Origin of the sequence: Sheuella amnicola, assembly GCF_010499255.1 — a bacterium.
Lineage (GTDB): Bacteria > Pseudomonadota > Gammaproteobacteria > Burkholderiales > Burkholderiaceae_B > Zwartia > Zwartia amnicola.
On sequence record NZ_JAAGRN010000010.1, the window covers coordinates 21,500 to 32,925 of the forward strand.

Sequence of the window (11,426 nt, forward strand, 5' to 3'; positions counted from 1 at the left end):
GTTAAAGGAATTCCGTGTCCGCTAAGCCCCTGAAAAACGATGTATTTCTTCGTGCCCTGTTACGCCAACCGGTTCCATATACTCCCACTTGGTTGATGCGTCAGGCTGGGCGGTATTTACCTGAGTATCGCGCGACACGTGAGCGTGCAGGTTCTTTCATGGGGTTGGCACAAAATCCGGATTACGCATGCGAAGTGACTCTCCAACCGCTTGATCGTTTTCCATTGGATGCAGCGATACTTTTCTCCGATATTCTGACTGTGCCCGATGCGATGGGGCTGGGGCTGTCATTTGAGCAAGGAGAAGGGCCGAGGTTCGCCACGCCAATTAGAAATGAAGTCGATGTATCGAAGTTATGTGTTCCTGACATGGCTAAATTGCAATACGTATTTGATGCTGTCAAGGTGATTCGGCGTGAATTGGATGGGCGTGTTCCGTTGATTGGTTTTGCGGGTAGTCCGTTCACTATTGCTTGCTATATGGTTGAGGGTAAGGGAAGCGACGATTATCGGCTCATCAAAGGTATGCTTTATGCAAGACCTGATCTGCTACATAAAATTCTTGAAATCAATGCGCAAACCACAGCTCATTATCTGAATGCGCAAATTGATGCCGGTGCGCAGGCTGTCATGATTTTTGACAGTTGGGGCGGAGTCTTAGCGGACGGAATTTTTCAACAATTTTCTTTGGCCTACACAAAAAAAGTAGTCGAAATGATCAAGTCCGATCGGGATGGTCGCAAAGTTCCGGTGATTGTTTTCACTAAAGGTGGTGGACAGTGGCTTGAATCCATCTCTGCATGTGGATGCGATGCAGTCGGTCTTGATTGGACTGTGGATCTTGCCGCTGCACGCCTTCGCATTCAGGATAAAGTCGCCTTTCAGGGGAATCTAGACCCCATGTCCTTGTTTGGCGGCGAGTCGGCTATTCGGAAAGAAGTCAGGCGAGTTCTGGATGCATATGGTCGAGTGGGTAACGGGGGCCATGTCTTTAATTTAGGTCATGGCATATCCCAGTTCACCCCGCCTGAGGCTGTTGCGGCTTTGGTCGATGAAGTTCGTTCGTATAGCCCCCAATATCATGTTTAATGTTCGGGAAGTCTGAAAATATGGGCTTCCTGGCAATAAATTAGGCTAAAAACGTGTAATGACCGTGTAAGTTGTACACATAAAAAACTTAATAGGGATAACCCTTATAAAAATAATAGTGTTTCGACATTAATGCTATAAGTTATTGTTTTAAAACAATTTAATTTCGAAGGTCATGTAATTTTTAGTCTAAAAATAGATTCAACCAGAAAGTTACGACAAATATTGACATACTTTTCCCCAAAGTTATCCACAGCTTTATCTTTGCATATTTAAGATTTCCAATCTGTCATAGCATTAGCATCAACTCCAAGAATTTACTTTAAGTCTCATGCCAATCAATCCGGAACAACCCGTCGAAAAGGTACAAAAATCCGGTTGGGTTCGAGTCGTACTTGACCTGCCTTTACAAGGGCCATTTGATTATTCGTCCAGGTTGTCAGTTGTTCCCGGGGTGCGTGTCATCGTGCCTTTTGGAAGAAGGAAAATGATTGGTATGGTGATCGGATTGCCGGAGTCACCGGCATATGATCCAAAGTTGATTAAAGAGGTGGAAGCGGTTCTGGATGATGTCGCTCCCATGCAAGATCACTGGCTGAGATTTGCAAAATTTGCAGCTGAATACTACCAAAGGCCATTAGGTGAAGTGATCATGCCGGCATTGCCTCTGGGACTACGAACTATTGGTGCATATCAGGGCAAGAGGTCCGGCGAGGGGCCGGTATCTAGACTGGATAAACGTAAACCGGTCGCGACAAAAAAGATCGAGTCCAATCTGGCGCCTGAATTGAATGCTGAGCAACAGTGTGCTGTGAGGGCCATTACGGATACAGAAGGGTATCAGGCGTTTTTATTATTCGGAGTGACAGGCAGCGGTAAAACAGAGGTCTATTTGCATGCCGCGGCTAACGCACTTGCAAAAGGTAAGCGTGTTTTGATTCTTGTGCCCGAAATCAATCTCACTCCGCAGTTTGAACAAGCGCTCAGGGGGCGATTGGAGCCTGTTGCCGGTGAAGCCGGAGTGGCCGTGCTGCATAGTGGTTTATCTGATGGGGAGCGCTTAAGGGCTTGGTTGCGAGTAAAGAGGGGACAGGCGAGAGTTGTCCTCGGTACACGTCTTTCGATATTTGCTCCATTGGATGATTTAGGCCTGATTGTTGTGGATGAAGAGCATGATCCATCGTACAAGCAGCAGGATGGACTACGCTACTCCGCCCGAGATCTTGCAATTTGGCGTGCGCATGAATTGAAAGTGCCTGTTGTTTTGGGCTCTGCAACTCCCTCATTGGAAAGCTGGGTCCAGGCTGAACGCGGGAATTATCAAAGACTGCAACTCAACGAACGTGCGAAAGATGTCACGCTACCGACTGTCAGGTTGGTGGATACAAGAAATTTGAGAATGGAGCATGGGTTATCGCCTCAATTGATCGAAGCCATGCAAATGCGACTTGCTAATCGTGAGCAGGTACTCATTTTTTTGAACAGGCGCGGTTATGCACCGGCATTACACTGCGGATCCTGTGGATGGGTCAGTCAATGCCCTCGCTGTACGACGTACACAGTCATGCACCGCGCTGAGCGTGGTGGCAATAAATTGCATTGTCATCACTGCGGGTTTCAACAGCGCGTGCCAGCATCTTGCCCCGACTGCGGTGATCAGGATATGTTACCCATGGGGCGCGGAACACAGCGTATCGAGGAACATCTAGGTGAGTTGTTTCCCGAGGCCAGAGTGGCGCGGATTGATGCGGACAGTACTAGAAAAAAAGGAAGTGCCCAAGCCCTTTTCGATAGTGTTCATGCAGGCGAAGTCGATATTCTGGTCGGTACGCAAATGGTGGCAAAGGGACATGATTTTGCCAACCTTGGGCTGGTGGGAGTGTTGAATGCGGATGCGATGCTTTTTTCGCAGGATTTCCGAGCGCCCGAGAGGTTGTTCGCGCAGTTGATGCAGGTGTCCGGACGATCTGGAAGGCATACGGGGCATGGCGAGGTGATTATTCAGACTGGCTATCCCGAGCAACCTGTGTATCAGGCGCTGGTGAGGCATGATTATCGAGGTTTTGCCGCATATTGCATGAATGAGCGCGAATCGGCATGTTTGCCTCCCTATTCTTATCAGGCATTGCTGAGCGCCGAGTCACGGGATTTGAATGTGGCCTTGTCCTTTTTACATGAAATTCGCGAGATTGCGCAGCAGCTGTTGGATCAGTTGAACACAGCAGAGTTCGTTACTTTGTATGATCCCGTTCCCCTCAGAATTGTTCGTGTCGATAATATGTGTCGCGCGCAGTTGTTGCTTGAATCGACAAGTCGTCCGGCACTTCAGCTATTACTGCGCCACTGGCAGAGTGTTGTGGGTGATTTACCTTTGGCTAAATCAGTTCGCTGGCAGCTTGAAGTGGATCCACTTGAAATTTAACGTTGATTGAATATGTCGATAGCAGCCGCCTCGGGAATGAATCAGACACAGCGCGAAGCCGTTCTGTATCTGGATGGGCCTTGTCTCGTTCTGGCCGGAGCGGGTTCAGGCAAGACGCGTGTAATTACCCAGAAAATTGCGTATCTGATTCGCGAATGCGATTATGCGGCTAAAAATATAGTTGCCCTGACATTTACAAACAAAGCTGCCCGGGAGATGGATGAGCGTGTCAAAAAACTGATTGACCCTGCCTTAACTAAGGGGCTGACAATTAGTACGTTTCATTCGTTAGGCGTCAGGATTTTACGGGAAGAGGCCCAGCACGCAGGGCTTAAACCGCAGTTTTCGATTTTCGATTCAGATGATGCGATGGCTATCGTGCAGGAGTTGCTTGCGACGACGGATCGTAGTCGATTAAGAACGGTTCAGCAGACGATTTCCTTGTGGAAGAATGGGTTGATCGACCCGGATGGTGCGGACAAGATTGCTTCGACCCCGAATGAAGTCGAGGCCGCTAAAGTCTATAGAAGCTACAACGCGACCTTAGCCGCCTATCAAGCTGTCGATTTTGATGATTTGATTACTGTGCCCGCGCAAATCTTCGAACGTCATCCCGAAGTGAGGGAAAAGTGGCAAAAGCGTGTCCGATATCTTCTTGTGGATGAATATCAGGACACAAACGTCTGTCAGTATCGCCTCGTTCAATATTTAACCGGTCAGCGGGCGATGTTTACAGCAGTTGGGGATGATGATCAGGCCATATATGCATGGCGTGGCGCAACGATTGAAAATTTGGCCAAGCTGACAACAGATTATCCGAATATCAAGCTAATCAAACTCGAACAAAATTATCGCTCGAGTCAGCGAATTCTCGCCGCTGCAAACCAGGTGATTTCAAATAATCCGAAACTATTCGAAAAAAAACTTTGGTCCGAACATGGCACTGGTGATGCGATTACGGTTACTTCGATGACGAATGATGAAATCGAAGCTGAAAACGTTGCAATGAAAATTTCGGCGGCCAGATTCGAAAAACAAGCGCAATGGAAGGACTTTGCGATTTTGTATCGAGGCAATCATCAGGCTCGCGTGGTGGAACAGGCGATGCGCAATTTGCACATTCCTTACACAATATCGGGCGGCCAGAGTTTCTTCGACAAAGCGGAGGTGCGGGATGTACTTTCCTACTTGCGCCTGATTGCCAACGAAGATGACGATCCGGCCTTTATTCGTGCAGCAACCACCCCTAAACGCGGCATCGGGCAGGCTACATTGCAGACTTTGGGGCAGTATGCAGGCGAGAGAAAGATCTCCCTGTTCACCGCACTGTTCGAAACCGGGTTGGAAAGCAGGTTGGGTGTGAGACAGCTTGAACCTTTACGGATGTTTGGCGATTTCATCAATCGGATCCAATATCGCGCAGGCAAACCCAAGCCGGGCGAAAAGCTGCATGCGGCGGAGCCAGCGGCTGAAATTCTCGATGATTTGCTCGGGGCAATCAATTATGAGCGTTATCTATACGATATGTTCGATGAGAAACCCGCTCAAAGTCGTTGGCAAAATGTGCTTGAACTAGTGGGCTGGCTCAAGCGAAAATCCGAATCGAGTGAATTGGGGTTATTTGATTTGGTTCAACATGTTGCATTAGTCACAATGCTTGAGCGTGGCGAGGAGCAAGAGCCTGATGCCGTGAAACTGTCGACGCTTCATGCGTCCAAGGGGCTTGAGTATCCGCATGTATATTTGCTTGGCGTAGAGGAAGGATTGCTACCGCACTTTGGCCGTGATGATGAGGAATCCGGTGCCGATGGACTTGCGGATGCTTTGACGTTGCGCATACAGGAAGAACGCAGATTAATGTATGTTGGTATCACCCGTGCCCAGCGCAGCTTGCATTTAAGCTGGTGCAAAAAGCGCAGGCGAGCTCGAGAGGATGTCACGCGGGAGCCTTCACGTTTTATCGAAGAGATGGGGTTGACGGATAAGTCCATGCCCGATCAGGACGCGGGCATGAGTCCGAAAAATCGTTTGGACATGCTAAAAGCAATGTTGAATAAATCGGCTTGATCGAAATCAGGCTCTCTGTAGTTCCTATCTGTAATTCGGGTGAAAATTATGTTCTGCGATTACGGATCAGCCGAATCGCATCCGCCAGTTCGCCTGCCGTTAAGCCTATTGGTCCGGTGCCATCGGCTACCAGCCAGTCTGCAGCCGCCCCATGAATCCAAACGCCGGCAGGTACAGCAATTTCGGGTCGAAATCCTTGCGCAAGCAAGCTGACTAGCACGCCTGTCAGTACGTCACCCGAGCCCGCCGTTGCGAGTCCTACGTTGCCGGTTCGGTTTATTTGCCATGACAAATCTGGAGCGCAGACAATGGTCTCGGCCCCTTTCAATACAACCCAGGATTTGAATTGTTTGGATATGGATTGAGCGGCATTGACACGATCCGCTTGAATATCCTTGGTTGTTCTGCCAAGTAGGCGTCCGGCTTCTGCGGGATGGGGCGTCATCACTACTTCTCCGTGTCCCCAAGTGCAGGAGGCAGCACCTTCGGACAAGGCATTGAGTCCATCCGCGTCCAGTACCAGAGGTTTTCCCTGCCGCCTTGAGAACAATAACCTCAGACTCTGTATTGCGGCCGCAGACTGTCCCAGTCCGCATCCGGCACCCCAGGCATCACATGTATCGGGTCGTGAAAGTAGATCCTCAGCTTTATGAATCATTAATTCGGGATTTGCGCTGTCGTAAGAAACAGGGCACGAGGATTGGGCCAATCCGATAAGGACTTTGCCGGCACCCGCTTTGAGAGCTGTGCGTCCGGCTAATATTGCGGCACCAACCATGCCTGCCGAACCCCCCAGAATCACTGCAGTGCCAAATGTGCCTTTATGACCAAGTGGGTTGCGCGGCTCAAAAATGGATTCGATTTGTTTGTCCGAAATGGTTTGCCCTGTTGGCAGAATTTGTGTCATTTGATGTTCAGGCAAAATAGTGTCTTAAAGGAACTTGATTCCGGAAAATCCGGTATCGACCAAATATACGGTAGTTCTGCCGGTTTTTTGATTGCTGAACAGGAATAAACAATGAAAAAAATAGAAATCGTAGGTGTCGCCGGAGCTGGTGCGATGGGACGCGGGATTGTCCAGATTGCCGCGCAGGCCGGTTTGACCGTGCGCCTATTTGATTTGCAGCCCCAGGCTGTGGCTGCGGCGCGTGACAATTTAAGTTCTACATGGACGACATTGGCCGCCAAAGGAAAGATCACTGAAGATCAAGCACAGGCGGCGCTTGCAAATGTTCAGCCTGCCGCATCATTAAGCGATTTTGCGGATTGTGACTTGGTCATCGAGGCGATTATCGAGCGACTCGATGTGAAGCAAAAATTTTTCAAGGAATTAGAGGCAGTCGTTGCGGGTGATTGTTTACTCGCCTCGAACACGTCCTCGTTGTCGATCACCGCGATTGCTGCGGCATGTACTCATCCTGAGCGGGTCGTTGGTTATCACTTTTTTAATCCGGTTCCATTGATGAAAGTGGTTGAGGTAATCGATGGTTTAAAGAGTGACCCCGCTGCGGGCGACGCCTTAATGGATTTGTCGGTACGCATGGGGCATACCGCCGTACGTTGCAAAGATATGCCCGGGTTCATCGTTAATCATGCAGGGCGTGGCATGGGTACCGAAGGCTTTCGAATCGCTCAGGAAGGTGTCGCATCGTTTGCAACGATCGATTCGATTATGCGTGAACAGGCGGGTTTCAAAATGGGTCCGTTCGAGTTGATGGATCTGACAGGATTGGATGTTTCTCATGCGGTGATGGAATCGATTTATCGACAGTTTTTCGATGAGCCGCGGTTTAAACCTTCGCCTCTTGGCACAGTACGTGTGGCTGGTGGAATATATGGACGCAAGACACAGGGAGGGTTTTATGCGTATTCGGAGGGCCAAAAGCAATCCCCAATTGAGCCGCCAGCTCCCGCGTTACAAGGAGTTCCCAAAGTCTGGATCAGTCATGCACATGAGCAAGGTCATGCGCTTGCGGTGAGCCTGCTGCGAGGTTTAGGCGCCACTTTACAAATGGGCAGCAAACCCGATGCGGATTGTTTGCTGATCGTGACTCCTTATGGCCAGGATGTTTCGACGGCCGTAGCCGAGCAAGGCCTTGATCCGCAGCGCACGGTTGGGTTGGATACATTTAACGGATTTGACACGACGCGCCGCCGCACCTTGATGGTTTCCCCGGCTACAAGCGAAAAATGGCGCACAATGGCTCATGCGCTTCTGGGAAGCGACAATGTCCGTGTCAGCGTGATTCAGGATTCCGCCGGGTTCGTGGCTCAACGAATTCTTGCAATGATCGTAAACATTGCTTGCGATATTGCGCAACAGGATATTGCGACGCCAGAAGATATTGATTTGGCCGTGTCGCTTGGTTTGGGCTATCCGAAAGGACCGCTCGCGCTTGGCGATGCATTAGGGGCGGCAAAAGTTCTGGAAGTGTTACGCAATATCTATCGCGTAACAGGTGATCCCCGCTACCGCCCGAGCTTGTGGTTGCAACGCCGTGTACAGCTTGGCATGTCTTTACTTCAGCCAAGCGCGACTGTGGCGTAGAGCATGCAAAAAAAATCGCGCCTCACTGAGGCGCGATTTTTTAGAAACCAGGGTACTGCGTTTATTTTGCAGCTGCGGGTGCAGGCTCGGCAGGCTCTTCGAGCTTGCCACCGCTTTGATTGGCCATGTAAACAACGGCGCGAGCAACTTCAAAGTCATCAAGTGCAGGGTTGCCGCCCTTGGCAGGCATGCCGCGTATACCTTTGATCGCGTTTGTAACCAACGAATCCCGACCTCTGCCGATCAGTGCGGACCAGGCGGATGCATCACCGACTTTGGGGGCACCAGCCAAGCCGGCCTTGTGGCAGCTAGCACAAACAGCCGCGTAGACTTGTTCGCCGGTCTTGAAGACTTTAGGACCGCTGGCATCAACCAGTTCCAGTTTTGCAACAGGGGCAATCCTTTTGGCCGTAGCTTCGGCAGTCAGGGCATCCGAACCTGCGCTAACCAGATCGCCCGAGGCGACGTAGTTTACGAGCAGAAGAATGATCACAATCGGTACGATAAAGGACAACACGACCGTAACGATCAGTTGTTTGGGCGTTTTGATCAGCGCGCCATGTTCTTCGGTGTGTTCAGCGTGTTCTTGTTGCGTATTGCTCATGACCAAATCCTGCAAGATTGACGGTTTTCTTACAAACGGGAGGATTATAGCGGTATAAGTGCCTGTAGGTGGGGCACTTGCTCCGTAAAATGAGAGGAGCCGACTCTACCGTTATAATCCCGCCTGTGGTGCCCGTAGTTCAATGGATAGAATTAGAGTTTCCGAAGCTCTCGATACAGGTTCGATTCCTGTCGGGCGCGCCACCTCGCCATTCCCTATAAATGTCAATTTAGCTGCTTTTAGGCGCTTTTAGCGCCTGATGAAAGCGAGCTACATATTCGTCAAAGCTTTCCGTTGCGTCCAGTTCAAGCGATTTTTGCTCATCAATAGATTGCTTAACTTGCGCGTGAGCAAATTTGAGCTCTTCAGGGGAAAGTCCTATGCGACGCAAATTGTCAGCATGGCTTCGACTGGTCTGCAAGGCATATTGCTGAAACGATAGGTGTTGGGATTGCAGCGTATCCAATAGTTTCGCCGATGGTGTCAGGGCCGGATTTTCGACTTTGGCTCTTTGCGCGTCCACAGCGGACTTGTATTCATGATCTTCAAGCGCCTGGCCATACAAATCGGCGCATGTCGAAATCTGATCCAGCAAGTCGTTCGCCCAGTCCTGAAGATTGATTTTTTGCCCATTAAGACTGAGTTGCAGGCCAGGCTCTCGTCCGCGCTTTACGACGGTCGAAAAATTTTCGGCGCTTTCTGAGCAAAATCCGTTGTCCCCAAAGAGTGGACTGTCATTTATTGCGCAAAATAGTAAAAACGCATCAACGAAACGAGCCGTTTGTGCGGAAATTCCCGTTGGCTCGAAAGGGTCGATATCCAGGCACCGCACCTCAATGTATTGAACACCACGTTCGGATAGTGCGGTAATCGGACGCTCGCAACGGCCCGTGGCGCGTTTTGGGCGAATGCTTGAATAGAACTCGTTTTCGATTTGAAGAATGTTGGTATTGAGTTGTATCCATTGCCCATCGCGATGAGTTCCAATAGTCTCGTAGGCCGACCAAGGCGTCGTGACGGCATCATAGATGCGCTGCAAAAAGGTATTGAGGTCGTTATAGCAAGGCTTAAGGCTTGACTGGGCCTTGTTTTGATACCCAAGATCACTCATGCGAAGGCTGGTCGCATGGGGGAGGTACAGGGTTTGGTCATCAAGCTCTTTCAACCCCCCGGTATTTCCGCGCAAAAAATCACGGGATAGTGCGGGTGAAGAACCAAAAAGGTACATCAGAAGCCAACTGTACCGGGTGAAGTTACGAATTAAGGCGATATAGCCCGCAGATCGCTTATTTTTTTGAGAATTACCGGACTCATCAAGTAAATCCCAAATTGTTTCGTCAAACGAAAAGTTGTAGTGCAATCCCGCGATGCATTGCATGGTTTTGCCGTATCGTTCGGCCAAGCCACGTCTGTAGACATGTTTGAGCATGCCGGTATTCGAAGTTCCGTACCATGCAATGGGAATATCAGCCTCTGCCGGCAAAATCGACGGCATGGAGTGGTTCCACATGACCTCACCGTCCAGCCCGCAAGCAACGATGCGTTGTATCTGGTTGATTTCGGCAATCAGATCGTCAACCCTGTCATGCGTTCCGGTAATGAGTTCAAGCAGGGCTTCCGAATAATCAGTCGTAATCCTAGGGTGAGTCAGCGCAGACCCAAGGGATAAAGGATGAGGCTGCATCGACAATTCGCCGCCCGAATCAACCCGAAGCCCTTCCTTTTCGATGCCACGAAGCGAGTGGCGCAAAATATTCGGGTGAGCCTTCAGATTGGCGAGTCGTTGGGAAAACAGTGCGGTCACGGGAAGTCCTTATGCTGATTTGATTTGATTTTAAGGCGAATTCAGGTAGGGTGTATGTCATGAATCAGTTAGCAAAAATAGAGGAATGTTGAATGACGAAGCACCTTTGGTTTTATGTTTTAGGGGTGTTTGCGTTAGCGATCGGGCTGACGGGTTGCACGCCCGAGTACAACTGGCGCGAGACATCCGTAGCCGAGGATCGTGCGATGGTTGCCTTTCCGTCAAAGGTTCAGACTGAGCAAAGGTCGTTATCAGTTGATGGGGTGAATCTTAAGTTTTCCCTGACCTCATCCATTGTTGGTCAATCCGTTTTTTCTGTAGGCTATTTGAAGTTGCCTTCGGATTGGTCGGTGGGTGCAACGGATCGATTGATCAAGGGCATGGTTGATTCGCTTATGAGCAGGTCAAGTCGTGAGCCCGATTCCGATTTGATTGCCAAGGCCATTAAAGGTGATGTATTTGAAGTTCAAGCCACTGTGGGACAACAACCTTCCCGGATGATGGCAAAAATATTCGTTCATCAAGGCGTATTGTTGCAGGTTGTCGTTTCTGGACCTGCAAAGGAGCTGTCAGCCGAAAATGCCAAAGAGTTCATGCGATCACTGACATTGAAGTGACGCTCACGGAGTAGGGGAGCATGCCTGATTTAAGTGCCTTCGCAACAGCATGTTGTCGTCCGTATACCCCAAGCTTTTGACATGCGTTGCGCAAATGAAAATTGACTGTGCGTTCACTTAAATCAAGAATTGTTCCGATTTCCCAGCTGGTTTTGCCGTGTGATACCCACTCCAGGCATTCAAGTTCGCGCCCGGTCAGCGGCGTTGTGATCATGAAAGTGGATTCCTCTGGGGTAAAAATTAATACTTTGGTAGTTTGAACGCAGGATTTGAATT

General features: G+C 49.8%; 9 protein-coding genes and 1 tRNA gene. 6 read left to right on the plus strand and 4 right to left on the minus strand.

Annotation, left to right across the window (positions count from 1 at the left end):
• Positions 1-14: 14 nt before the first annotated feature.
• The 3 genes from hemE to G3I67_RS13220 all read left to right on the plus strand — a co-directional run bounded on the left by hemE (position 15) and on the right by G3I67_RS13220 (position 5,577).
• Positions 15-1,088, plus strand: coding sequence for a uroporphyrinogen decarboxylase (gene hemE / locus G3I67_RS13210; RefSeq protein ID WP_163656009.1), 1,074 nt, complete (start codon positions 15-17; stop codon positions 1,086-1,088).
• A gap of 331 nt (positions 1,089-1,419) precedes the next feature.
• Complete coding sequence (locus G3I67_RS13215; RefSeq protein WP_163656010.1) at positions 1,420-3,510, plus strand: primosomal protein N'; 2,091 nt, start codon at positions 1,420-1,422, stop codon at positions 3,508-3,510.
• A 12-nt stretch (positions 3,511-3,522) separates the two neighbouring features.
• Positions 3,523-5,577: a UvrD-helicase domain-containing protein gene (locus G3I67_RS13220; protein ID WP_235931930.1), complete on the plus strand. Its 2,055-nt coding sequence runs from the start codon at positions 3,523-3,525 to the stop codon at positions 5,575-5,577.
• A 46-nt stretch (positions 5,578-5,623) separates the two neighbouring features.
• Here G3I67_RS13220 and G3I67_RS13225 read toward each other — a convergent pair whose 3' ends face one another.
• A complete protein-coding gene (locus G3I67_RS13225; RefSeq protein ID WP_163656011.1) occupies positions 5,624-6,484 on the minus strand; it encodes an NAD(P)H-hydrate dehydratase in 861 nt (286 codons plus the stop codon).
• Positions 6,485-6,595: 111 nt separating this feature from the next.
• On the opposite strand from G3I67_RS13225, the gene G3I67_RS13230 reads away from it, so the two are divergent.
• Complete coding sequence (locus G3I67_RS13230; RefSeq protein ID WP_163656012.1) at positions 6,596-8,125, plus strand: 3-hydroxyacyl-CoA dehydrogenase; 1,530 nt, start codon at positions 6,596-6,598, stop codon at positions 8,123-8,125.
• 61 nt (positions 8,126-8,186) lie between these two features.
• Here G3I67_RS13230 and G3I67_RS13235 read toward each other — a convergent pair whose 3' ends face one another.
• The gene (locus G3I67_RS13235) at positions 8,187-8,729 is read right to left on the minus strand and encodes a c-type cytochrome (RefSeq protein ID WP_163656013.1); all 543 of its coding nucleotides are present in this window, start codon (positions 8,727-8,729) and stop codon (positions 8,187-8,189) included.
• A gap of 128 nt (positions 8,730-8,857) precedes the next feature.
• Between G3I67_RS13235 and G3I67_RS13240 the strand changes: the two genes are divergently transcribed.
• Positions 8,858-8,932, plus strand: a tRNA-Arg gene (locus G3I67_RS13240).
• 26 nt (positions 8,933-8,958) lie between these two features.
• Here G3I67_RS13240 and gshA read toward each other — a convergent pair.
• Positions 8,959-10,533 carry a glutamate--cysteine ligase gene (gshA, locus tag G3I67_RS13245; RefSeq protein WP_163656014.1) on the minus strand — a complete coding sequence of 525 codons (1,575 nt, stop codon included), beginning with the start codon at positions 10,531-10,533 and terminating at the stop codon, positions 8,959-8,961.
• Between the two features lie 92 nt (positions 10,534-10,625).
• Here gshA and G3I67_RS13250 point away from each other — a divergent pair, with 92 nt between their 5' ends.
• Complete coding sequence (locus G3I67_RS13250) at positions 10,626-11,150, plus strand: hypothetical protein (RefSeq protein ID WP_163656015.1); 525 nt, start codon at positions 10,626-10,628, stop codon at positions 11,148-11,150.
• Here G3I67_RS13250 and G3I67_RS13255 read toward each other — a convergent pair.
• Positions 11,125-11,364, minus strand: coding sequence for a helix-turn-helix transcriptional regulator (locus tag G3I67_RS13255; RefSeq protein WP_163656016.1), 240 nt, complete (start codon positions 11,362-11,364; stop codon positions 11,125-11,127). The two genes, G3I67_RS13250 and G3I67_RS13255, sit on opposite strands and share 26 nt — an antisense overlap.
• Between the last annotated feature and the right edge of the window lie 62 nt (positions 11,365-11,426).

Coding starts and splice junctions, on each gene's coding strand:
- G3I67_RS13230 (WP_163656012.1), top strand. CDS start 6,596: ATGAAAAAAATAGAAATCGTAGGTGTCGCCGGAGCTGGTGCGATGGGA.
- G3I67_RS13225 (WP_163656011.1), bottom strand. CDS start 6,484: ATGACACAAATTCTGCCAACAGGGCAAACCATTTCGGACAAACAAATC.
- G3I67_RS13250 (WP_163656015.1), top strand. CDS start 10,626: ATGACGAAGCACCTTTGGTTTTATGTTTTAGGGGTGTTTGCGTTAGCG.
- G3I67_RS13220 (WP_235931930.1), top strand. CDS start 3,523: ATGTCGATAGCAGCCGCCTCGGGAATGAATCAGACACAGCGCGAAGCC.
- G3I67_RS13235 (WP_163656013.1), bottom strand. CDS start 8,729: ATGAGCAATACGCAACAAGAACACGCTGAACACACCGAAGAACATGGC.
- G3I67_RS13255 (WP_163656016.1), bottom strand. CDS start 11,364: ATGATCACAACGCCGCTGACCGGGCGCGAACTTGAATGCCTGGAGTGG.
- G3I67_RS13215 (WP_163656010.1), top strand. CDS start 1,420: ATGCCAATCAATCCGGAACAACCCGTCGAAAAGGTACAAAAATCCGGT.